The 23,308-nt window shown below is 68.5% G+C and carries 15 protein-coding genes; 4 read left to right on the plus strand and 11 right to left on the minus strand.

All coding sequences use genetic code 11. The annotated features are described in order from the left end of the window. Window positions 1-22: 22 nt before the first annotated feature. The 7 genes from J8I35_RS27640 to J8I35_RS27670 form a co-directional block, all read right to left on the minus strand. The gene (locus J8I35_RS27640) at window positions 23-439 is read right to left on the minus strand and encodes a lysozyme inhibitor LprI family protein (RefSeq protein WP_124638478.1); all 417 of its coding nucleotides are present in this window, start codon (window positions 437-439) and stop codon (window positions 23-25) included. 3 nt (window positions 440-442) lie between these two features. Further along, a complete protein-coding gene (locus tag J8I35_RS27645; protein ID WP_209927892.1) occupies window positions 443-1,135 on the minus strand; it encodes a lytic transglycosylase domain-containing protein in 693 nt (230 codons plus the stop codon). A gap of 157 nt (window positions 1,136-1,292) precedes the next feature. After that, complete coding sequence (gene arr / locus J8I35_RS27650; protein WP_209927898.1) at window positions 1,293-1,688, minus strand: NAD(+)--rifampin ADP-ribosyltransferase; 396 nt, start codon at window positions 1,686-1,688, stop codon at window positions 1,293-1,295. Between the two features lie 32 nt (window positions 1,689-1,720). Then, a complete protein-coding gene (locus J8I35_RS27655) occupies window positions 1,721-2,488 on the minus strand; it encodes an ABC transporter permease (RefSeq protein WP_050012241.1) in 768 nt (255 codons plus the stop codon). Beyond that, window positions 2,485-3,438 (minus strand): ABC transporter ATP-binding protein, encoded by a 954-nt coding sequence (locus J8I35_RS27660; protein WP_124595462.1) that lies wholly within the window; start codon window positions 3,436-3,438, stop codon window positions 2,485-2,487. The genes J8I35_RS27655 and J8I35_RS27660 overlap by 4 nt, the downstream gene beginning before the upstream one ends. Further along, complete coding sequence (locus tag J8I35_RS27665) at window positions 3,435-4,613, minus strand: ABC transporter permease (RefSeq protein WP_209927905.1); 1,179 nt, start codon at window positions 4,611-4,613, stop codon at window positions 3,435-3,437. The genes J8I35_RS27660 and J8I35_RS27665 overlap by 4 nt, the downstream gene beginning before the upstream one ends. Further along, window positions 4,610-5,533, minus strand: coding sequence for an ABC transporter substrate-binding protein (locus J8I35_RS27670; RefSeq protein ID WP_089489659.1), 924 nt, complete (start codon window positions 5,531-5,533; stop codon window positions 4,610-4,612). Before J8I35_RS27670 ends, J8I35_RS27665 begins: the two co-directional genes overlap by 4 nt. 165 nt (window positions 5,534-5,698) lie before the next feature. On the opposite strand from J8I35_RS27670, the gene J8I35_RS27675 reads away from it, so the two are divergent. Further along, on the plus strand, window positions 5,699-6,628 hold the full coding sequence (locus J8I35_RS27675; RefSeq protein WP_209927911.1) for a 2-hydroxyacid dehydrogenase: 930 nt from the start codon (window positions 5,699-5,701) through the stop codon (window positions 6,626-6,628). Between the two features lie 236 nt (window positions 6,629-6,864). On the opposite strand, the gene J8I35_RS27680 is transcribed toward J8I35_RS27675, so the two are convergent. Then, window positions 6,865-8,835 (minus strand): Xaa-Pro dipeptidyl-peptidase, encoded by a 1,971-nt coding sequence (locus tag J8I35_RS27680; RefSeq protein WP_209927919.1) that lies wholly within the window; start codon window positions 8,833-8,835, stop codon window positions 6,865-6,867. Between the two features lie 553 nt (window positions 8,836-9,388). Between J8I35_RS27680 and J8I35_RS27685 the strand changes: the two genes are divergently transcribed. Then, window positions 9,389-10,219, plus strand: a complete 831-nt coding sequence (locus J8I35_RS27685; protein ID WP_209927923.1) for a hypothetical protein — start codon at window positions 9,389-9,391, stop codon at window positions 10,217-10,219. A 17-nt stretch (window positions 10,220-10,236) separates the two neighbouring features. On the opposite strand, the gene J8I35_RS27690 is transcribed toward J8I35_RS27685, so the two are convergent. Beyond that, entirely contained in the window at window positions 10,237-11,490 is a 1,254-nt protein-coding gene (locus tag J8I35_RS27690; protein WP_176016360.1) for a lipoprotein-releasing ABC transporter permease subunit, read from the minus strand. 313 nt (window positions 11,491-11,803) lie between these two features. Between J8I35_RS27690 and J8I35_RS27695 the strand changes: the two genes are divergently transcribed. After that, on the plus strand, window positions 11,804-17,800 hold the full coding sequence (locus J8I35_RS27695; RefSeq protein ID WP_209927928.1) for an alpha-2-macroglobulin: 5,997 nt from the start codon (window positions 11,804-11,806) through the stop codon (window positions 17,798-17,800). Between the two features lie 54 nt (window positions 17,801-17,854). Beyond that, the gene (pbpC, locus tag J8I35_RS27700) at window positions 17,855-20,278 is read left to right on the plus strand and encodes a penicillin-binding protein 1C (protein WP_209927933.1); all 2,424 of its coding nucleotides are present in this window, start codon (window positions 17,855-17,857) and stop codon (window positions 20,276-20,278) included. Between the two features lie 7 nt (window positions 20,279-20,285). Here the strand turns inward: pbpC and J8I35_RS27705 are convergent, their stop codons facing one another. Continuing rightward, window positions 20,286-21,692 (minus strand): methyl-accepting chemotaxis protein, encoded by a 1,407-nt coding sequence (locus J8I35_RS27705; RefSeq protein WP_209927937.1) that lies wholly within the window; start codon window positions 21,690-21,692, stop codon window positions 20,286-20,288. A 235-nt stretch (window positions 21,693-21,927) separates the two neighbouring features. Then, entirely contained in the window at window positions 21,928-22,998 is a 1,071-nt protein-coding gene (locus tag J8I35_RS27710) for a porin (RefSeq protein ID WP_209927943.1), read from the minus strand. Between the last annotated feature and the right edge of the window lie 310 nt (window positions 22,999-23,308).

A 23,308-nucleotide genomic window follows, 5' to 3' on the forward strand; every position in this document is an offset into this window, starting at 1 on the left:
GGCGATATGGCACGGCCGGCGGTCAGTTCGGCTGCGTCAGTTGCGCTTCCCACTTCTTCAGGATGCGCACGCGTGCCTGACTGAAATCCACCCAACAGTTGAGCCAGGCGTCACTCGGAATCGTCTGCTGCGGATTGGCGGTCTTCACGTAGTCACAAGTATCGCCGGCAAAGGCGGCCCAACTCGTCTGCGATTTCGCGAGTCGGGCGGCTGCGTCGGGGTTGCGTTGGCGCAGCTTGCGAGCGAGCGACCGGTACGCGCTGTCCACTTGCTGCTGCTGCTGATCGAGCACGCAGCGCCGCACGGCTTCCATCGTCGGCCCTGCCTGTTCGCAGTCGACGACAGCGAAAGCCGATACAGGGCCGGCCGACAGCGCGACAATGGCGAACAGCCGGACCGCGCGGCGTCGGGCCGGGGCCGTGCGAACGGGGGTGCCCATTGCTTACTTCGCGTTGCGGTTCGCGGCCGGCGCCGCTGACGGATCGCTGACCGGCACCATGTGCGCCTTCGCGTTGTTCGCATCGTTCGCGGTATTCGCACTTTTCGCATCATCATCGGGTTCGAGCACGAACCGGAACGAATCGACCCGCTGCATCACTTTCGCCGCATACGCACTGGATCCGCCGCTGTAGCTCCTCAACCCGGCCTGCACGTTGCCGCCGGCCGCTTTCACATAGCCCGACAGAATGCGCGAGCCGACCTCGACGTTCGCATTCGGCTCGGTCAGGTCCTTCACGTCGCGCAGCATGCCGCGGTGCGCGGACGGCACGACCTGCATCAATCCGGTCGCGCCATGCTGGCCGCGCGCCTTTTCCTGGAAGCGCGATTCGATCGAAATAATCGCGTAAACGAGTGCCGGCGGCAGCGAATATTTCGTCGCAGTGACGCTCACGATATCGGCGAGCTTCGCGGCCTTTTCTCTTGCGACGCCGAATTTCTTCGTCAGGTAGGACGTGATGCGGCGGTTTGCTTCGTTAGGCTGATCGTTGGTGCTCGCGAGCGGCGCGGACGCGGCAGTCGGCGCCGATGCCAGTGCGTCGGGCGCGGAAGCAGGCAAAGCGGGCGCCTGCTGCGCCGCGGCCTGTTGCGCAATGCCGAGCGAAAGCACGATCAGCCAGAAGAACCGTCGTCGCATGGTCGAGTGCGGGGAAATGGGAGGCGCATAGTATATCGACCAATCGCGGCGCGTGGTCGAGCGCCGGCTCGAATGAAAGCGACGTGTAGGCTTGTCGCGTTCGCGATCATCGACGTGCCGATCGTTGCGCGGACACGCATCGGAGTCCGGACGCGCGCTAGTTGATGATCTCGCCGATGCCGGTTTCGATGCGGATTCTGAGCTGCTGGATGAACGCCGGATCGTACGGTTCCCAGCTATCGAGTTCGCCAACGATCTTCAAAGGCGATGTGCTTCGATACGATCGCGTCGGATTGCCCGGGAATTTCTTGTCCGTGACGTTCGGGTCGTTTTCGAATTCGCCGGTGGGTTCGACGATGTAGACCCGCGGCCGGCCATTGCCTTTGGCCATGTCCGCAGCCAGGCCGGCGCCTTTGGGCAGGGCCGTGAAATAAATGTGATTCATCACGACGTCATCCCGATAATTCGATCTGAAGCCTGCCGTCAGCAAGTCGCCGGTCCGCAGATCCGCTTTCGTGCCATGAAAAAACGGGCCGGTGTCCAGGGCAGCCATGGTTTCTCCTTCGAAAAATTTTGCGACGGCTGCTACGCGCGCCGCGCGCTCGCCACCCGCGCGATCGCGCCGATCGCATCGCTGACGAGCACCGCGAGCAAGCCGACGATCACGCCGCCTTGCAGCACGAACGCGGTGTTCGACGTCTGCAGGCCCGCGATGATCACGTCGCCGAGCCCGCGCGCGGCGACCGTCGAGCCGATCGTCGCGGTGCCGAGATTGATCACGACCGCGAGGCGGATGCCGTTGACGATCACCGGGAACGCGAGCGGCAGCTCGACGGACACCAGCTGCTGCCAGCCGCTCATCCCCATCCCGCGCGCGGCGTCGACGACGTCGCGCGGCACGTCCTCGATCCCCGCGATCGTGCTTTCGAAAACCGGCAGGAGCCCGTACAAAACGAGCGCGATCAGCACGGGTTTCAGGCCGAAGCCGACTGCCGGCACGGCCAGCGCGAGCACGGCGACCGGCGGGAAGGTCTGGCCGATATCGACGACGCTGCGCGCGACCGGCAGGAAATCCGCACCGAACGGCCGCGTGACCGCGATGCCGGCCGCGACCGCGACGATCGTGCCGATCAGGCTCGACAGCGCGACCGTGCCGAGATGCGCGAGCGTGAGATCGAGCAGGCTCGCGCGATCGTAGATCACCGGCGCGCCGTTGTCCGCGAACGGCGCGAACAGACCCTGCAGCCACACGGGGCGCAACAGCAGCACGAGCAGCAGCGCGAGCGCGGCCGCGCGGGCGACGTACGCGGGAAGCGACGACCGCTTGGGGCCCATGCTGCCGCGCGTCGTCATGCGGGCTGCCTCGCGTGTGAACGGATCGCGTCGAGCGTGATGCGGCGGGGGCCGTGTGCGTGGCGGTAGCCGTCGGCCGTATCGTCGACGGGCAGCGCATCGACGCCGCGCCACAACAATTCGGACACCGCATCGCGCAGCGTGCGCGTCGCCGCGATCGGTTCGCCGTCGGCGTGGCCGGCTTCGGCCACGGCGTCGATCGGCGTGAGCGCGAGCAGGCGCAGCGGCCGATCGACGCCCGCGACGAGCTGTTCGACGACACCCGCCGCCGGCTTGCCGAGAATCTCGGCCGGCGACGCGACCTGCAGCAGCCGGCCGCCGTCCATCACCGCGATCGTGTCGCCGAGCTTCAGCGCTTCCTCGATATCGTGCGTGACGATCACGACCGTGATGCCGAGGCGGCGCTGCAGCGCGAACAGATCGTCCTGCGCCTTGTTGCGGATGATCGGATCGAGCGCGCCGAATGGTTCGTCCATCAGCAGCATCGCAGGCTCGGCCGCAAGGGCGCGCGCAACGCCGACGCGCTGCTGCTGGCCGCCCGACAGTTCGTGCGGGAGCTTGCCCGCGAATTCGGCCGGCGCGAGATGGAACAGGTCGAGCAGTTCGTTCACGCGGGCGTCGATGCGCTCCGCCGGCCAGCCGAGCAGGCGCGGCACGGTCGCGATGTTGCGCGCGACGCTCCAGTGCGGAAACAGCCCGTGCCCCTGGATCGCATAGCCGATGCCGCGGCGTAGTTGCTCGGGTGCGACGGTCGCCGTATCGACGCCGTCGATGCGAATCGTGCCGCTGGTCGGCGCGATCAGCCGGTTGATCATGCGCAAGAGCGTCGACTTGCCGCTGCCCGATGCGCCGACGAGCGCGGTGATCGTGCCGCGTTGCATCGTCAGCGATACGTCGTCGACGGCGACCGCGTCGCCGAAGCGTTTGCCGACTCGTTCGATCTCGATCATCCTGCACGCCCCTTCGCGAGCGACGTCGCGGCTTCGAACACGACCGCGGCCGCCAGTGCGAGCGCGATCGTCGGGATCGCGCCGAGCAGCACGAGATCGGCGGCCGATTGCCCGATCCCCTGGAAGATGAAGGTGCCGAACCCGCCGCCGCCGATCAGCGCGGCCACCGCGGTCAGCCCGATGTTCTGCACGAGCACGATGCGCACGCCGCTCAGGATCACCGGCAGCGCGAGCACGAGATCGACGCGCAGCAGCCGCTGCGCACGCGTCATGCCCATCGCGCGCGCGGCTTCGGTCACGTGCGGCGGCACCTGTTCGAGCCCGACCACGACGCTCGATGCGATCGGCAGCAGCGAGTAGAGGAACAGCGCAAGCACGGCCGGCGCGACCCCGATGCCGCGGATGCCGAGCGCGGCCGCGAGCGGCACGTGCGCGGCGAGCAGGCCGAGCGGCGCCATCATCAGCCCGTACATCGCGATGCTGGGGATCGTCTGCACGATATTGAGCGCGGGCATCGCGACGGTGCGCACCGTCGCGATGCGCGCGCAGGCGATGCCGAACGGCACGCCCGCGACGAGCGCGGCGGCGACCGAGCCGCCCGCGAGCGACACGTGACGGATCGCTTCGCGCCAGAAATCGTCGCTGCGCACCGCGTATTCGCGCATCACGGAGAGGCCGTCCCACCCGCCGCTCGCAAGCGGCACCGAAACCGCTGCTATCGCGACGGCGAGCGCGGCGAGGCGCCGCCACGGGCCGAACGCGAGGCGCGCGAGCGCGTCGGCGATCAGCACGGCCCATGCGAACAGCAGCAGCCAGACGCCGGCGTCGGGCGACACGCGGGCCAGCATGTCGTCGGGTGCGACGACATGCGCCGCGGCCGCGCCGACCGCATACGCGAGCGTCGCGAGCCCCGTACAGCCGGCCGCGAGCCGCCACGCGGGACGGCTCGCCGTCATCACCCACAGCGCGCCGACGGTCCACAGCGCGGCGAGCACGGCGCCCTGCATCGGCGGCAACGCGGCGAACACCGACAGCCCGGTGCCGGCCGCGATCCGGTTCGGCCGCAGCACCGCGAACGACAGCCCGAACACCGCGACGATCGTCAGCATGCCGATCAGGATGCCGATCTTGTCGAGCGTGACGCGCCGCGCGGACGCTGCCGCGCGCGCCGTCATTTCACGAAACCCTTCGCTTTCAGGTAGCTTTTCGCGACGCCGGCCGCCGGCTCGCCGTTGAGCTGGATGCGGGCGTTCAGCGATTGCAGCGTTTTCAGGTCGAGGCTCGCGAACACGGGCTTCAGCAAGTCGGCGATCTGCGGATGCGCTTTCAGCGCGGCTTCGCGGATCACCGGCGCCGGCGCGTAGACGGGCTGCACGTGCTTGTCGTCGTCGAGCACCGCGAGGCCGCTCGACGCGATGCCGCCGTCGGTGCCGTAGACCATCGCCGCGTTCACGCCGTCGGTCTGGTTCGCGGCGGCCTTGATCGTCGCGGCCGTGTCGCCGCCGGACAGCACGACGAGCTGCTCGGGCTTCAGCTTGAAGCCGTACGCTTTCTCGAACGACGGCAGCGCGGACGCGCTGTTCACGAATTCGGCCGAGGCCGCGAGCTTCACCTTGCCGCCGCTGGCCACCCACTTGCCGAAGTCGGAGAAGGTCTTCAGGTGCTGCGACTGCGCGACGGGCGCGAGCAGCGCGACGCCCCACGTGTTGTTCGCGGGCGCCGGTGCGAGCCACACGAGATGGTTCGCCGCGTAGTCGAGTTGCTTCGCGGTGTCGTAGCCTTGGCTCGCGTTCTTCCACACCGGATCGTCGGCCTTGTTGAAGAAGAACGCGGCGTTGCCCGTGTATTCGGGGTAGACGTCGATCTCGCCGCTCGTGAGCGCCTTGCGCACGATCGGCGTCGTGCCGAGCGCGATCTTTTCGGTGACGGGAATGCCGTGGGCCTTCAGCACCTGCGAAATGAGGTTGCCGAGCAGGTTGCCTTCGGTGTCGATCTTCGACGACACCACGACGGGCGTGTCGGCGTGCGCGCCAGGCGCCACGATCGCGGCGGCGAACGCGAGGCCCAGGATCCGGGCGGGCAGGGCGAGCTTCATCGGGGCCAATCTCCAGGAGGGGGCGTACGCCGAAAGTTACTTGACTGAGCGGGCTTTGGCAAACCGCGTGCGGCGGCGTGTCCACAGCCGATGTGAGGATAACCCGCAACCGCCGTACGGGCTTGTTACACTGGAATTCACTCCCGCCTGCGGACACTTGCCGACATGAAGCCCGAGCTGCTGGTCCTCATCGCATTGCGCGGCGACGCGCATCGCGAGATCGTCGCGTCGTTCGACGTGCGTTATGCCCCGACCCCCGACGCGCGCGAACGCGCGATCGCCGAACACGGCAGCACGATTCGCGCGGTGCTGACCAACGGCAGCACGGGGCTGACCGCCGCCGAGATCGACCGGCTGCCGCAGCTCACGTTCGTCAGCGCGCTCGGCGCGGGCTACGAGCACATCGACGTCGCGCACGCGAAGGCGCGCGGCATTGTCGTAGTCACGGGCGCCGGCACCAACGACGATTGCGTCGCCGATCACGCGTTCGCGCTGCTGCTCGCGGCGGTGCGCAACGTCGTGCAGCTCGATGCGAAGACCCGCGCGGGCGTGTGGCGCGACGGGCTGTCGATGCCGCCGAACGTGTCGGGCAAGAAGCTCGGCATCGTCGGGCTCGGCAAGATCGGCGAGAAATGCGCGCGTCGCGCGGTCGGCTTCGACATCGAGATCGGTTATCACAACCGGTCGGAGAAGCCCGTGCCGTACCGCTATTTCGACCGGGTCGACGCGCTCGCGCAGTGGGCCGATTTCCTGATCGTCGCGACGCCGGGCGGCGCGCTCACGCGGCATCTGATCGATCGGACCGTGCTCGACGCACTCGGCCCCGGCGGTTTTCTCGTCAACGTGTCGCGCGGCAGCGTTGTCGATACCGCTGCTTTGGCGGACGCGCTGCGCGAGCGGCGCATCGCGGGCGCGGGGCTCGACGTGTACGAAGGCGAACCCGAGCCGCCGCGCGCGCTGTCGGATCTCGACAGCGTCGTGCTGACGCCGCACATGGGCGGCTGGTCGCCCGAGGCGCTCGATCGTTCGGTGCGGCAGTTTCTCGACAACGCGGCGCGGCACTTCGCGGGGCAGCCGGTGTTGACGCCGGTGTGAGGAACAGGCGGCGGCGTTGAATCAGTCCGCCTGTTTGCAGCATTCCCGGTAGAAATCCGGCCGATTCGCCGGCTTGTCGGCATCGACGTCGATCCAGCCGAACGGATTGTGTTCGCCGCTCAGCACGATTTCGCGACGATCGGCCTGACACTCCTTTCATCTAGCGATCCCCCGCCCGCATCGACGGGCATGCGGGCGGGGGACGCGGCGCCGTTACGCCGGCAGACGGTGCACGATTACGCGCCCGTCGACGGCGACGCCAGCGGCACCGTCACCGACGTGCCGGCCGGATCGAGCGCCAGCCCGGTGCCCGGCGTCGGCCGCAACGTCGCTTCATAGTCGCTGGAGAGGACGACGAGTCCCAGCCGGTGGCCTGCTTCCAACTGGTAGTCGCGCGGCATGAACGTCAGCTTCAGGTCGTACGGCATGCCGGGCAGCACCGGTTGCGACACCCACTCGGACAGCCGGTTGCGCGGGTCGGTCCATGCGCGCGTGACGATCGTCGCCGTGCCGTCCGGCGCACGGTCGACCAGTAGCGCCGTCACGTTCGCGACGCCCGTGAAGGTCAGCCTGACGCGCGCGGTCGCGGTGCCGGACAGGCGTGCCGCGGCCGTCAGCGGTGCGGTCTCGAAGCGGCTGCGGTTTTCGCCGGTCGGCGTGTTCGCCAGCGTGAGCGCGGGAATGCGCGCATCGTCGGTGAAGCGCGCGAGCGGGCCGCCGCTCGGCAGTCGCAGCAGCGTGCCGGTGCTCGCGCCGTCGCCGCCGGCGAAGTACGTGACCGGCGTCGCGTGGCGCGCGGCCCAGTCGGCTTCCTTCAGCAGCGTGCCGTCCGCCTGCGCGACCACCGCGCGCGGATCCTGCTCGACGCCGTTGTCATAGCCGATCAGGTAGCGCGTGAACCACCGGTTCACCTCCGCCGTCCACGCGTCGGCCATCGCCGGCACGCGGGTCGGATCGGTGTGCTTCAGGCGATGCAGCCACAGCTGGGTCGGCACGCCCTGACGTCGCATCGCCAGATACCACGACGTCGACTGGTCGACGCGCACGTTGTCGTCGGTGAGCCCCTGCGCGACGAGCGCCGGCGCGACCGCGAACGCGGTCGGAATGTCGCGCGCGGCCCAGAACGGCGAATAGTCGCCGGTCTTGCGGTCTTCCTGCTGCAGCGCTTCGTCGATCAGGTGCGTGCAACGCTCCGGATGCGCGTTCGTCAGCAGCGCCTTGATGTACACGTCGACATCCTCGCCCTGATAGCCTTCCGGCGCGCGCACGAGGCCGCCCGAGCGGTAGTAGCCGTACATGTTCGACAGCCCCGCGATCGGCACGATCGCGTCGAGCCCGCGCGTGCGCAGGCTCGCGACCATCTTCGGCAGCGTGCCGTCGTACGACACGCCGTACATGCCGACGTGGCCGGTCGACCAGTTCGCGACGACCGTCTTGCCGTTCGCGTCCTTCGCGGTCGCGTCGCGGCCGAGCCAGCGGATCACCGACGCCATCGCGACCGATTCGTCGCGCGTCAGGATCGTCGGGCAGCCATCCGAGCCGGCGGTGCCGAGCGAATCCGCATAGACGATCGTGAAGCCGCGCGGCACGAAGTAGCTCTCGATCCATGAACGGCCGGCGGCGGCCGCCTCGAGCTGCTGCAGCATCCGGGTTTGCGGTGCGGCGGCGAGGATGCGCGTGGATGCCGATGCCGCGGCGCCGGCGGTCGAGGCCGGATGCGGCGTGCCGTCGAGTTCGACGTCGACGTCGTGGTTCGGGCTGTCGGCGAGCCCCGCGTAATACGGGCTCGCGAGCACGATGACGGGCGTGCGCGCGCCGTTCGCCGTTTCGGACGGCCGCACGATGCGCACGTGGATGCGGTCGCGCGTGCCGTCGCCGTCGGAATCGACCGGCGTGTCGACCCACGCGTTCTCTTCGATCGTGCCGCCGGACAGCGACGGCTGCACCTGGCCGTTGCTGATCACCGGCTTGTAGCGGCCGCCGCTCGCCGGATTCGCGTAAGGCACGCCGGACGGCGAAAAGCGCGACGCGAGCGATTGCGTATTGGACTGATCGGCCGCGGCGGCGGCCCCCGCCTGTTGGCCCTGCGCGAGCGCTGACACGCCCGCCACGCTGCCGCCGTCGTCGCCGCCGCACGCGGCGAGCGTCGCGGCCGCCACGAGCGCGGGCAGCCATGCGCGCCGTACTCCGGTTCGATGAATGTTCATGGAATCGACCTCGTCTCTTGTGTTTGTCTGGAACCGGCCGGCTCGCGATACGCCCCCTGCGGCCTGGCCGGGTGCTGCGTCGGATGAAGCGGAACTGCACCATCAAAAACGGCGGACGAGATGGATAAGGATCTCGCCCGGTGCCGGCGTGCGTCGGGCGGCGCGCATCCGGCCGGCGTCGAGGCGAGCGCATCGCCCCGAACGGGAATCGTCAGTGCGGCGGTTCGCTACGAATACAGGAGTGCGAATCAAATGCGGGCATGCCCTGGCTTCCTTCAGGTTTCGGATGAAACGGAACGGCACGATGCGATGAGGCGGGAGTGTTGCGAACGACGGTGCTGCAACGGCAGGAAAGCGCGACGCGAATCGGCACGCTGGCCGGATTGCTTTCCGGAAGCTTGCGCAAAAGTTATCTCAGTGAAATGTCCGTGTCAAACTTTTTTAGCTTGAATCAAACAAAGTTTCGGTGAGGGTGCGGCATGCGCGCTTAACTTCCCGGCAATCCGTCCGTAAACAGGGAAAAACAGGCTGAAAACGAGAGAGAAAGAGGGCAATGACGATACCGGTTACGGCGGCGGGCGGCCTTACGCTCGCGCAAATGGCGCAAATGGCGCAAATGGCGCAGGCGGCGCTCGCCGGGCGCGAGACACCGGACACGACGGCGTCCGGCGCGCAGCAAGACACGCCGATCAGCGTCCGGGCAATCGATCCGGACGCGCTGCAGGCGGCGATGACGAAACAGTTGTCGATGGTGGGCGATTTGACGATGAAGCTGCGCGGCGTGACCGATATGCTCGCGACGAGCCTGCAGGACATCGTCGCGAAGCGGCCGGACTTGGCCGATGCGCCGTTCGACTTCATGACCGACGACGGCCGGATCAAGGTCGTGTCGAAGACGATGACGGACAGCGATCGCGCGTGGATCGAGTCGACGCTGAATTCGAACGCCGGCCTCGTGCTCGCGACGCGCGATTTTCACGAGCAGGCCGTCGATATCGCCGCGCAAGGCGCGGCCGTGCGCGGCGACGCGTTCACGGACAGCGATCGCGCGGCGGCGAGCCAGGGCGCCGACGCACGCTTTCACTTCATGAGCCTGCTCAACCGGTCGGTCGCGGACAACCCGCCGCCCGTGCCGCCCGGCGGGCACTTCACCACGCAGGACGGCACGACGCTGACGATCGAGCCGTCGGCCGGCACGGCGCGCGGCACGCTCGCGCTGCTGAGCACCGCGCGCCAGTTGTCGTCGGGGGCGGCGATTTTCGTCGACGCATCCGGCAACACGTCCTACGGCATGCGTATGGAACTCGTCAACGTCGGCTTCGACGTGCTCGCCGGCTACACGCCCGACGGCGGCAGCAGCGTCGGTTTCCACGAGACCGCGTAACGCCGCGCCAATGGCCTCTACTCGTCGCGCAGCGCCTCGGCCGGCCGCACCCGCGCGGCGCGCCAGCTCGGGTACAGCGTCGCGACGCACGACATCAGGAACGCGGCCGACGCAATCTCGATCACGTCGAGCGCCGACAGCTTCGACGGCAGCGCGCTGAGGAAATACACGGACGGCGTCAGGAAGCGGATGCCGAGCAACTGTTCGACCGCCGGCAGCACCACCGGGATGCTCACCGCGATCGCGCAGCCGAGCGCGACGCCCGCCAGCGTGCCGGCGAGGCCGATCGTCATTCCCTGGATCGCGAAGATCTTCATGATCGCGCGGGGCGGCGCGCCGAGCGTGCGCAGGATCGCGATGTCGCCCTGCTTCTGCGTGACCGTCATCACGAGCGACGACACGAGGTTGAACGCGGCGACCGCGACGATCAGCATCAGGATCAGCGACAGCATCCGCTTCTGCAGCCGCTCGGCTTCGAACCACGTGCGGTTCTGCCGCGTCCAGTCGCGGATATACAGGTTGCCCGACAGCGTGCGCGACAGCGCCAGCGCGATCTCCGGCGCGCGCTGCAGATCGTCGACGCGCAGCCGGATGCCGGTCGGCGCGCGCACGTTGGCCAGTTGCTGCGCGTCGCGGATGTGGATGTACGCGAGTGCGCTGTCGTATTGGTAGTGCCCGGACTCGAACGTGCCGACCACGTTGAACTGGCGGAACCGCGGCAGCGCGTCGCCCAGGCGCGCGGTGTTGCCGGGCGCGAAGAACGTGATGCGGTCGCCGATCTTCACGTGCAGCGCGTCGGCGAGCGCCGCGCCGAGCACGATGCCCATCTCGCCCGGTACGAGCGCGTCGAGGCGGCCCGTCTTCAGCTTGCGCGCGATCTCGGACACGCGCGGCTCGAGCACGGGATCGATGCCGCGCAGCGCGACGCCGGTCACGTTGCCCGCGTTCGTCAGCAGCGCCTGCGCGTCGACATAGGGCGCGACCGCGCGCACCGCAGCATTCTGTAACGATTCGTGCGCGGTGAGCCGCCAGTCGGGCATCGCGCCGGACGGCGAGAAGATTTCCACATGCGCGAGCACCGACAGCATCCGGTCGCGCACCTCGGTGCGAAAGCCGTTCATCACCGACAGCACGACGATCAGCGCGGCCACGCCGAGCGCGATGCCGGCCATCGCGGCGCCGGCGATGAACGACACGAAGCCGTCGCCGGCCGAGCGCCGGCCGCCGCGCGCGTAGCGCAGCCCGATCTGCCATTCGAACGGGAGTTTCAAGCGGTTTCCTTTCGTTTCGATTCGATCCTGCCGAGCCGCGCATTCTAGCGAACGCGGCGCGGCCGCGTGCGGAGGCCGGACATCGGCGGCCCGCCATCCGCCCGATGCCCGCCCGACCGGCCGGTCACCGGCGGGCGTTGCGCGCCGGCACACCGCTGTTTCCATCGTTTCGGGTCTGATCGATAATGGCGCCCAGCATCCGGTCGAAGATACCAAATCATCACGGCGCAACCGGGCCGCGCCGTCACAGACCCATAACGATTCGGGGAAGGTTGCCGCTTGGGCAGCATGTCCTTGACAAGGAAATAACAAAATGGATTTGCTGCGTTTCCTGCTGCTCCTGCCGATTCGCGCGGCGGGCTTCGTCTGGTGGCTGCTCGGCTGCGCGCTGCGGCCGCTGGTCGGCGACGTGTCGTGGACGGCGCCCGCATGGATGGGCGTCACCGCCGCGGCCGTGCGCCGCCGCCCGTGGCATGCCGGCGGCATCGTGCTGCTCGCGGCCGCGCTCGGTTACGGCGGCTACTGGTTCAAGCATCGCCCGAAGCCGCCGGAGCCCGAAACCGTCGGCTTCACCGTGAAGGCGCCGGCGATCACGACCTACGAGGTCGACGATGCCGACAAGCCGAAGATCACCGTGCATCCGCTGGAAGTGGCGTTCTCGCGATCGGCCGCGCCGATCGAACAGGTCGGCAAGCCGGCCGGCGACGGCATCGAGATGACACCCGCGCTGAAGGGCGCGTGGGAGTGGGCCGACGACAAGACGCTGCGCTTCACGCCGGCGGCCGACTGGCCGGTCGGCGCGCACGTCGAGGTGCGCTTCGCCGTGCATCGCGTGTTCGCGCCGCAGGCGACGATGCGCGACGATCGTTTCGCGTTCGACGTGCCGGCGTTCGCCGCGACGTTCGGCGACAACCAGTTCTACCAGAACCCCGACAATCCGGCGGAGAAGCAGGCGCTGCTGCAGTTGCGCTTCAACTACCCGGTCGATCCGGCCGAGTTCGAGAAGCGCATCGGCCTCGCGCTGGTCGGCCGCGACGGCAAGACCGTGTCGCCGCTGCGCTATACGGTCAACTACGACAAGATGAAGACGAGCGCGTGGGTCTACTCGCAGCCGCTCGACATTCCGCGCGATCCGCTGGCAGTGCGGCTCGACGTCGACAAGGGCGTGAAGAGCGCGCGAGGCGGCAACGGCACGCCGGATGTGCTGCACGCGTCGGTCGACGTGCCGGGGCTGTACAGCCTGTCGATCGGCAATATCGCGCCGACGCTGGTCGACAACGAGCGTTACGAGCCGGAGCAGGTGCTCGTCGCCGAAGCGTCCGACGGCGTGCGCAGCGCGGAGCTGGCCGCGCGCGCGAAGGCGTGGGTGTTGCCGAAGCGCAAGCCGGGCGTCGATCAGTCGGACGACGATCCGCCGTACGAATGGAACCTGGCCGACGTCAGCGACGCGGTGCTGAAGCAGTCGAAGCCGCTGCCGCTCGAAGCGGTGCCCACCGAGAACGACTACGCGACGCTGCAAAGCTTCAAGTATCACGCGACGCCGGGCGATCGTATCGTCGTGCGAATCGAGGGCAACCTTAAATCGGCCGGCGGTTACCTGCTCGCCGAGGCGGCGACGACCGCGTTCACGGTGCCCGACTATCCGAAGCTGCTGCGCTTCATGGCCGATGGCTCGCTGCTGTCGATGAGCGGCAGCAAGCGGCTGTCGGTCGTGTCGCGCAACCTGCCGGGGATGAAGGTCGAGATCGGCCGCGTGCTGCCCGACCAGATCCAGCATCTCGTGAGCTTCAACAACGGTACGTACGCGCGGCCCGAACTGTCGTATTCGTTCAGCGAGGATCACATCGTCGAGCGTTTCGTGCAGACTCGCGCGTTCCCGGCCGGCGACCCGGGCCGTGCCCATTACGAAGGCGTCGACCTCGGCCAGTATCTGAAGGACGGCAAGCGCGGCGTGTTCCTGCTGCACCTGTCGAAGTACGATCCGGCGGCCGAGAAGAAGAAGGCCGACGATGCGAAGGATGGCGACGCGGCGTCCGATGACGGCAGCCACGATCAGTCCGACAACGCCGATTCGGGCGACAGCAGCGGCAACGGCGACGACGGCGACAACGCACTCGGCGACACGCGGCTGATCGTCGTGACCGATCTCGGGATGCTGGTCAAGAAGGCGCTGGATGGCAGCCAGGACGTGTTCATCCAGTCGATCCGCTCGGGCAAGCCGGTTGCGGGCGCAACCGTATCGGTACTCGCGGTGAACGGCCAGGCGCTGTTCACGCAGACCACCAGCGCCGACGGCGTCGTGCATTTCCCGGCATTCAAGGGGCTCGACCGCGAGAAGCGTCCGCAGCTCTACGTCGTGAAGAAGGACACCGACCTGTCGTTCCTGCCGGTGGCCGGCCGCGACCGCCAGCTCGACTTCTCGCGCTTCGACGTCGACGGCGAACGCAACGCGATGGGCCAGGGACAATTGTCCGCGTACCTGTTCTCGGATCGCGGGCTGTACCGGCCCGGCGATCCATTCCATATCGGCCTGATCGTGCGTGCGGCCAACTGGGCGCGCAGCCCGGCCGGCGTGCCGCTGCAGGCGGAGATCGTCGACCCGCGCGGGATGACCGTCGAGCGCAAGCCGGTGACCGTCGACGCGACCGGTTTCACCGAGATCGGCTACACGACCGCCGAAACGGCGCCGACCGGTACGTGGACGGTCAACCTGTATATCGTGAAGGACGGCCAGCCGGGCGCCGAGCCGATCGGCAGCACGACGGTGCAGGTGAAGGAATTCCTGCCCGACCGGATGAAGGTCGACGCGAAGCTGTCGCAGCAGGTCGTCGAAGGGTGGGTGAAGCCGAAGGGGCTGAAGGGCATCGTCGATGCGCAGAACCTGTTCGGCACGCCGGCCGAGAAACGCCGCGTCGCGGCGACGCTGACGCTGCGCCCCGTGTGGCCGTCGTTCCGCAGCTGGCAGGGGTATCACTTCTTCGACGCACGCCGCGCGAAGGAGGGCTACACGACCGCGCTGCAGGACGGCACGACCGACGACAAGGGCCATGCCGAATTCGATCTCGATCTCGACAAGTACGCGGACGCGACCTACCAGCTCTACTTCCAGGCGAAGGCATATGAAGCGGAAGGCGGCCGCAACGTCGCCGCGAACGCGCAGACGCTCGTGTCGAACAACGACTGGCTCGTCGGCTACAAGTCGGTCGACGATCTCGGCTACGTGAAGCGCGGCAGCCCGCGCACGGTGCGGCTCGTCGCGATCGATCCGGGCGCGAAGGCGATCGACGTGAAGGACCTGCGCGCGCAGCTCGTCGAGCAGCGTTACGTGTCGGTGCTGACGAAGCAGGATTCCGGCGCGTACAAATACGATTCGCGGCTGAAGGAAGTGCCGGTCGACGAGAAGCCGCTGTCGATTCCGGCAGCCGGGCTCGACTACGCGCTGCGCACCGACAAGCCGGGCAGCTATGCGCTCGTGATCCGCCGCGCCGATGGCGCCGCGGTGAACCGGATCGAGTATTCGGTCACGGGCGCCGCGAACGTCACGCGTTCGCTCGACCGCAACGCGGAGCTTCAGGTAAGCCTCGCGAAGCACGACTTCAAGCCGGGCGAACAGGTGGAAATCGCGATCCGCGCGCCTTACGCGGGCAGCGGCCTGATCACGATCGAGCGCGACAAGGTGTATGCACATGCGTGGTTTCATGCGGACACGACGAGCTCGATTCAGCACATCACGGTGCCGGCCGGCTTCGAAGGCAACGGCTACATCAACGTCCAATACATTCGCGATCCGTCGTCGGACGAGATCTTCATGAGCCCGCTGAGCTACGGCGTCGTGCCGTTCTCGGTGAACCTCGATGCGCGCCGCAACGCGGTGAGCGTCGATGCGCCGGCGCTCGTGAAGCCGGGCGATACCGTCAACTTCACCGTGCATTCGGCGAAGCCCGCGAAGGTCGTGGTGTTCGCGGTCGACGAGGGCATCCTGCAGGTCGCGCGCTACAAGCTCGGCGATCCGCTGAAGTTCTTCTTCCGCAAGCGGATGCTCGAAGTCGGCACGTCGCAGATCCTCGACCTGATCCTGCCGGACTTCGAGAAGCTGATGGCGATGGCCGCGCCCGGCGGCGACGCCGACGATGCGATCGGCCGCCAGTTGAACCCGTTCAAGCGCAAGCGCGACAAGCCGGTCGTCTACTGGTCGGGGATCGTCGACGTGAACGGCGACACGCGCCTGAGCTACACGGTGCCCGACTACTTCAACGGAAAGCTGCGCGTGATGGCCGTGTCGGTGTCGCCGGATCTCGTCGGCACGTTCGAAGGCGCGACGACGGTGCGCGGCGATTTCGTGCTGTCGCCGAACGTGCCGACGACGCTCGCGCCGGGCGACGAGGCCGACGTCAGCGTCGGTGTCGCGAACAACCTGACGGGCGTCGGCAACCAGCCGGTGCCGGTCGCGGTCACGCTGAAGACGGGCCCGCAGTTGCAGGTGATCGGGCCGGCGACGCAGAACGTCGCGCTCGCGCCGCAGCACGAAGGCGTCGCGCTGTTCCGCGTGAAGGCGACCGATACGCTCGGCTCCGGCGCGCTGTCGTTCGGCGCGCGCTACGGCGCGAAGGGTGCGCAGCAGCGTGTCGACGTGTCGGTGCGGCCGGCCGCCGCGTTCCGCACGCAGCTCGACATCGCGCGGCTCGACCCGGGCAAGAAGACGGGCGTGCCGAACCTGCGGTCGATGTACGACGCGTATGCGTCGCGCGACGCGAGTATTTCCACGGCGCCGCTGGTGCTGTCCGAAGGGCTGTCGTCGTATCTCGTCAACTTCGAGCATTCCTGCAGCGAGCAGATGGTGAGCGCGGCCGTGCCGCGCGTGTTCGCGGCGAAATGGCTGTCGGTGCGCGCGCTGACGAGCGCGATGCATGCGCCGGAAGCCGGCGCCGACACGGCGAACGCGAGCGCGATCGCGCAGTTCCTCGGCGTGTTGCGCGGCCGGCAGAACGCGCAGGGCGGCTTCGGCTTGTGGAGCGCGACGCCCGATGCCGATCCGTTCGTGTCCGCGTATGCGATGCACGTGCTGCTGGATGCGCGCGAGCGCGGCATCGCGGTGCCGAAGGACATGCTCGACGCGGGCAACGCGTATTTGCAGCGGCTCGCCGCGAACGATTCGCTCGGCTCGCTCGACCTGTTGCGGCAGCGCGCGTACGCGGTGTACCTGCTGACGCGCCAGGGCAACGTGACGACCAACAGCCTCGCGGCCGTGCAGAAGCGGCTGCAGGCGGCCTATCCGAACGACTGGAACAACGATCTCGCGGCCGCGTGGCTCGCCGCGTCGTATCAGTTGCTGAAGCAGGACAAGGAGGCCGCCGCGCTGATTGCCGGCCCGCAGGCGTTGCTCGAACGCAAGCGCGCGTCCGACGGCGGTGACGCGGCCGGCTACTACATCGACCCGCTGACGCGCGATGCGAGCGTGCTGTACCTGCTCGCGAAGCACTTCCCGGAGCGCGTGCGCAAGCTGTCGCCGCGCGCGATGGACAACCTCGCCGCGCCGCTCGTCGACAACCGCTACAACACGCTGTCGTCGGCGATGACGATTCTCGCGCTCGACGCGTATGCGGCGTCGAACGCAGGCCAGCTCGACCGGCTCGCGATCAACGAGGTGCGTGCGGGCGCAGCGCCGAAGGACGTGTCGTCGATTCAGGCGAACCTCGTGCGCTCGGGCACGTGGGCGGCCGGCGCGTCGCGCGTCGACTTCGTGAACGGCAGCGCGCTGCCGGCGTGGTGGGTCGCGAGCCAGTCGGGCTACGACCGCGGCACGTCGACGAAGGCGATCAGGAACGGGCTGGAGATCGTGCGCGACTACACGGATACCGACGGCAAGCCGCTCGCGAGGATCGCGCTCGGCCAGGAGATCGACGTACACCTGAAGATTCGCGCGACCGGTTCGGCGAACGTCGGCAACGTCGCGATCGTCGATCTGCTGCCGGGCGGCTTCGATCCGGTGATCGCGCCGCCGCCGGTGACCGATACGCAGGACGGCAACGGCGACGGCAGTGCGTCGGCGCCGGTGGCCGATGCACCGTGGCATTCGCCGATCGGCGTGAAGGGCTCGACGTGGCAGCCGCAGTTCGCCGATATCCGCGAGGATCGCGTGGTGATCTACGGCACCGCGACGACCGACGTGCGCGAGTTCGTCTACCGGATCAAGGCGAGCAACGCGGGCCGCTTCATTGCACCGCCCGCTTACGGCGAATCGATGTACGACCGCCGCGTGCAGGCGCAGGCGCCGGGCGGCACGGCGCTGACGGTGGAGCGCGTGCGATGACGGGGCGGTTTCATCCGCGTTGCAGGTCGCGCACGTCGCCAGGAGCGGCCGCGCGTGGCTGACGCATCCGTGCTCCGGCGCGCGCTGCACGGCGCCGGCCGCTGGCTGCATCGCTGGCAGAACTGGCTCGTCGGCGCGCTGCTTGTGTTCGCCGCGCTGGCCGCGTGCCGGTTGTGGCCGCATCCGCCGCTGCGCGACTGGAAACCGTCGTCGGTCGCGGTGACGGACGCTCAAGGCCGGCTGCTGCGCCTGACGCTCGCGAAGGACGACCGCTACCGGCTGTGGGTGCCGCTCGACCGGATGTCGCCGCAACTCGTCGAAGCGGTGATGCTGCACGAGGACCGCTGGTTCCGGTGGCATCCGGGTTTCAATCCGTACGGGCTCGCGCGCGGTGCGTGGATCACGTACGTGCGCGGCGGCAATCCGCAGGGCGGCTCCACGCTGACGATGCAGCTCGCGCGCTCGCTGTGGAAGCTGAACACGCGCACGCCGGCCGGCAAGCTCGAGCAGGTTGCCCGCGCGGTGCAGCTCGAACTGTTCTACTCGAAGCGGCAGATTCTCGAAGCGTATCTGAACGACGCGCCGTACGGCCGCAACGTCGAAGGCGCGGGCACCGCGAGCGTCGTCTATTTCGACCGGATGCCGGACGCGCTGACGTTGCCCGAAGCGCTCGCGCTCGCGGTGATTCCGCAGGACCCGGCGCGACGCGTGCGCGGCGGGCAGGACGAGATCAACCGTGCGCTGGCCGCGTCGCGCAATCGGCTCTATGCGCGCTGGCTGACGAAGCACCCGGGCGATGCGTCGCTCAAGCCGTTGTTCGCGTTGCCGCTCGCGATGCGGCCGCTGTCCGCGCTGCCGTTCGATGCGCCGCATGCGGTCGACCAGGCGCTGGCCGCGCGCAGCGCGTGGCGTACGACGTCGAGCGGCGCGGCGGACGATGGCAACCGCGACGGCGATGGCGGCGCCCGTCTTGCGATGACGCTCGATCTCGACCTGCAACGCACGCTCGAACGGCAGATTTCACGCTACGTCGCGCGCAACGATACGCGCGGCGTGCGCAACGCGGCGGCCATCCTCGTCGATACGCGCGACATGGGCGTGAAGGCGCTGGTCGGCTCCGCGAACTTCTTCGACCGGACGATCGACGGGCAGGTGAACGGCACGCTCGCGCGGCGCTCGCCGGGCTCGACGCTCAAGCCGTTCATCTATGCGCTCGGCTTCGACCAGGGCGTGCTGCATCCGCAGACCGTGCTGCGCGACGTGCCGACGTCGTTCGGCCCGTATGCGCCGGAGAACTTCGACGGTCATTTCCTCGGGCCGATCACGGCGACCGACGCGCTGAACCGCAGCCGCAACGTGCCGGCCGTATGGGTCGCGTCGCAGCTCAAGTCGCCCGACCTGTACCGGTTCCTGCAGGACGCCGGCGTGCGCCGGCTCGCAAGCGCGCAGCACTACGGGCTCGCGCTCGTGCTCGGCGGCGGTGAAGTGACGATGCAGGATCTCGCGGCGCTGTACGCGATGCTCGCGAACCGCGGCGAGTTCCGGCCGCTGCGGCTGCGCGCGGACGAGCCGGCATTGCCCGGCCGGCGCCTGCTCAGCGCCGAAGCGAGCTACATGACGATGGACATGCTGCGCCAGCACCTGCGCCCCGACGAGACGAGCGGCGCGCAGCCGTCGAGCGTGCCCGTGTACTGGAAGACCGGCACGTCATGGTCGTTCCGCGACGCGTGGACGGCCGGCGTGTTCGGCCCGTACGTGCTGGTCGTGTGGGTCGGCAATTTCGACAATTCGACCAATACCGCGTTCGTCGGCGTCGACGCGGCCGCGCCGCTGTTCTTTCAGGTCGTCGATGCGCTGAATGCCGAGCGGGCCGTCGTCGAGCCGCCGCGCGCGGTGCCGCCGAAACTGAAGCGCGTGCGCATCTGCCTCGCGAGCGGCGATCTGCCGAACGAGTGGTGTCCGCAGCAAGGGTGGACGTGGTTCATCCCCGGCACGTCGCCGATCCGCGTGAGCGCCGTGCACCGGCCCGTCGTGATCGACGACGCGACGGGGAAGGCCGCGTGCCCGCCGTACGACGGCAAGCGCACGCATACGGAGGTCTTCGAGTTCTGGCCGTCGGACTTGCAGCAGGTGTTCGCGCAGGCCGGCATTCCGCGCCGGCGGCCGCCGCAGAATGCGGATTGTCGCGATGCCGGGCAGGTCGAAGGCGACCCGCCGCGCATCACGTCGCCGCTGCGCGGCAGTACGTATGCGATGCGCGTGAAAAGCACCGACGACACGCGCATCGCGTTCAACGCGACCGCCGATGCGAGCGCGCATGCGCTGTACTGGTTCGTCAACGACGCGTATGTCGGCCGCAGCGGGCCGGGCGACGCGCTGTTCTGGCAGCCGCGCACGGCCGGCAGCTATACGGTGCGGGTGGTCGACGATCACGGCCGCAGCGATCAGCGGCCGCTGGGCGTGGGACTGGAGCAGTAGCGCCGGTTCAGACCGTGTAGCCGATGCGCAGCACACCCCACGGCCGTCCGCCGACGACGATCGGCGCGGACACGTCCTTCATCAGCACGAACTGGCCGTTGCCCATGTCGCGCCGATAGGTCTGCAACAGGAACGGCTTGTCATGCGCGACGGACATGCGCGCCGTCCGGTCCGTGTAGATCCGGCGGTTTCGGCAATTTGCCGCATTCCACGCGGCGTCCGCACGCTGCGGCAGGGAAAACTTGCGGTTGTGGGTCGGCAGGTAGCACTGCCGGTCGAAGCTCGCGCAATAGACGACGCGTGGGTCGACGTCGAGCACCGGCTCCTGGATCGCCGGCAGCACGCGATCGGTGAACGCCGTGAAGCGCGTCATGAACTGTTGCGGGTCGGTGCCCGGAATCGGTTCGTAGTGCGCGTCGAAGAGCGCGTCGAGTGCGATATCGCCGCGGGCGACCGCGTCCTCGAAGAGCTTGCCGATCTTGGCGGCCGTGCTCCGTGCGGTGTCGATCAGGCGCGTGTCCGGCGATTCGATGCCGGTCGCGGCGGTGAGCTCGATCAGCGTCTCGGAGACGGAGAGCAGATTGCCGAGGCGGTCCTTGGCCTGCGAGAAGTTGTCGGCCGAATTCTCGACGCCGGACGCCATCTCGCCCACCTGCTCGTCGAGACGGTGGCACTGCGCCTCGATCTCGTCCGTCAACGACGCGATCTGTTCGGCTTCGCCCGCGAGCTCGGTGATCGCGTGCCCGGTCGCGTGCACGACCTCGCCGATCGTGCGCGTGCCCTCGCGCACGCGATGCGCGCGGGCGGCGTTGTCGGTGCCTTCCGCGAGCAGGTGGTCGGTCTGCTCGGCGAGCCGCGCGAGCGTCGTCTCGATCTGGGCCGTCGCCTGCCCGGTTTTCGCGGACAGGTTCTTGACCTCGGCCGCGACGACCGCGAAGCTGCGGCCCGACTCGCCGGCGCGCGCGGCCTCGATCGCGGCGTTCAGCGCGAGCAGGTGGGTCTGTCTCGCGATGACGGAGATTTCCTCGGACACCGCCCGCACGTGACCGAGCGCGTCGCGCAGCGCGCCCATCTGGTCGCTGATCGTGGTGACGCCCTCGACGAGGCCGTGAATGTCGGCGAGCGACGCCTCGATCGTCTGCTGCGACTGCCGGACCGCGTTCGACGCATTGGCGCTGACGTCGCGCACCTGCTGCGCGGCCTCGGCGATCCGGTGGTTGCCGCGCAGCGTGACGGCGGCCGATTCGCGCAGCGTATGGCAGACCTCCGCCTGCCGGGCGACGCGTGCCGCGACTTCCTCGACGTGGCCCGATACGTCGCAGATCTCGATGCCGAGCCTGCCGGCCTGTTCGGCGATGTCGCCGACGAGCGCGCGCGACGAACGGCGGCCGCGGCCGATTCCGAAGAAGTTCACGTTGGTGGGTCTCCTTGAGGGCACGCGCGCCGGGTTCCCGGCGGATGTTGCGCATGCGTTCCTGACTTGACGGCCGCGCGGCCGAGGACTTGAGGTCGGGTAAACATCGAGATCGGTGCGCAGGATGACCGGGCCCGCGCCGGGCGGGGCGTTTGCGCGACGTTCGCGTGACGTTTGCGCGACGTTTCCGTGGCCGGACGGGCAGCGCGTGGTGGCCGCCCGTCCTCGGGGGATATCAGAACACGTGATGGATGCCGGCGTTGACGCCGACCGTCGTGCCCGGCAACCCGTACAACGCACCGCCCGTGATGCCGAGGCCCGTATTCATCGCGCCGTGGTTGTTGACCACGCCGACCTGTGCATACAGGCCCGTTCGTTTCGACAGGCTGTAGTCGGCGCCGATCGCGGCGAGCAGCGAATGGTTGTGCGAATCGTTGCGGTCGGTCGTGTACCACGCGCCCGTGTTCAGGTCGAGGGCCGGCGTGACGCGATAGTCGAGGCCGGCGCTATACACGTTGTTGCTGAACGAGCCGGCGACCTTGTAGCTCGTGAACGACGCCTTGCCGGTTACCGGCCCGAACGTATAGGCGGCGCCGATCGTGCGGCCGACGAACGCGACCGTGCTCGGCACCGGCGTCGGCGACGTGCCGCCGTTGCCGTCGTAGAGCGCCGCGTTGAGCATGAAGCCGCCGTTCGTATAGGTAAGGCTGCCGGAATACTGGCGTCCCGCCTGGAAGTCGCCGGCCTTGCCGCCGAAGCCGAACATCGCGCTGGCCGTCAGCCCGGCGATCGTCGGGCTCGTGTACGAAATCGCGTTCGGGTTGAAGAGGCCCGTGACGAGCACGTTGTCGACGTACGGCACCAGCGCGGCGCCGAAGTGCGAGACGTTGCGCGGATCCGATCCGAGGATCGCGAGCACGAACGGCGAGAACTGCAGGCCGACCTTCGTTTCGCCGAAGCCGCCGTCGATCCCGACCCACGCCTGACGGCCGAAGAAGTTGCCGTTCGAATGGCCGAACGCGCCGTCCGTGATGTTGAAGCCGCTTTCCAGCTTGAATCGCGCGTGCAGCCCGCCGCCGAGATCCTCGGTGCCCGTGATGCCGAAGTTGGTCGGCGTCATGCCCGTGTCGGTCAGCGCGAACTGGCGCCCGGCGTTGCCGCCGGTTGCCGAATCGAGCGATCGGCTCGTATAGAGCAACGCGGCGTCGAGATCGCCGTACAGCGTGACGCTGCTCTGCGCGAAGCTGCTGGTGCTTGCGGCCGCGCCAAGCAGCGCCGCGCACATCGTCCGTGTCATTCCCTTCATCGTCTGTCTCCGTTTTGTGAGTGTTGTAATACGTATGACTAATTAAAAATGCAGTGGCGAAAGTGCTGCGATCCGCCTGCATGCCGTGCCGTCGGGGAACGCACGGCGATGCTCGTCGCCGGCGCGAGCGCGGCCGCGCGCCCGGCGTGATGAACGGGCAAGCGGTCGTGCTCCGGCGCCGCGGTGACGCGATAGGCCCGCCGTGGCGGGCGATGTCACATCGCGTGGTTCAACTGCTCGAGGATGGCCGGATTCTCGAGCGTGGACGTATCCTGCGTGATCGCCTCGCCCTTCGCGAGCGAGCGCAGCA

Source organism: Burkholderia sp. CpTa8-5 (genome assembly GCF_017815045.1).
Taxonomy (GTDB): domain Bacteria; phylum Pseudomonadota; class Gammaproteobacteria; order Burkholderiales; family Burkholderiaceae; genus Burkholderia; species Burkholderia sola.

Bases quoted from the DNA above. Each gene is read 5' to 3' on its own strand.
- J8I35_RS27670 (WP_089489659.1), bottom strand. From the start codon at position 5,533: ATGAAGCTCGCCCTGCCCGCCCGGATCCTGGGCCTCGCGTTCGCCGCC.
- J8I35_RS27660 (WP_124595462.1), bottom strand. From the start codon at position 3,438: ATGATCGAGATCGAACGAGTCGGCAAACGCTTCGGCGACGCGGTCGCC.
- J8I35_RS27695 (WP_209927928.1), top strand. From the start codon at position 11,804: ATGGATTTGCTGCGTTTCCTGCTGCTCCTGCCGATTCGCGCGGCGGGC.
- J8I35_RS27710 (WP_209927943.1), bottom strand. From the start codon at position 22,998: ATGAAGGGAATGACACGGACGATGTGCGCGGCGCTGCTTGGCGCGGCC.
- J8I35_RS27665 (WP_209927905.1), bottom strand. From the start codon at position 4,613: ATGACGGCGCGCGCGGCAGCGTCCGCGCGGCGCGTCACGCTCGACAAG.
- J8I35_RS27655 (WP_050012241.1), bottom strand. From the start codon at position 2,488: ATGACGACGCGCGGCAGCATGGGCCCCAAGCGGTCGTCGCTTCCCGCG.
- arr (WP_209927898.1), bottom strand. From the start codon at position 1,688: ATGGCTGCCCTGGACACCGGCCCGTTTTTTCATGGCACGAAAGCGGAT.
- J8I35_RS27640 (WP_124638478.1), bottom strand. From the start codon at position 439: ATGGGCACCCCCGTTCGCACGGCCCCGGCCCGACGCCGCGCGGTCCGG.
- J8I35_RS27680 (WP_209927919.1), bottom strand. From the start codon at position 8,835: ATGAACATTCATCGAACCGGAGTACGGCGCGCATGGCTGCCCGCGCTC.
- J8I35_RS27685 (WP_209927923.1), top strand. From the start codon at position 9,389: ATGACGATACCGGTTACGGCGGCGGGCGGCCTTACGCTCGCGCAAATG.
- J8I35_RS27675 (WP_209927911.1), top strand. From the start codon at position 5,699: ATGAAGCCCGAGCTGCTGGTCCTCATCGCATTGCGCGGCGACGCGCAT.
- J8I35_RS27645 (WP_209927892.1), bottom strand. From the start codon at position 1,135: ATGCGACGACGGTTCTTCTGGCTGATCGTGCTTTCGCTCGGCATTGCG.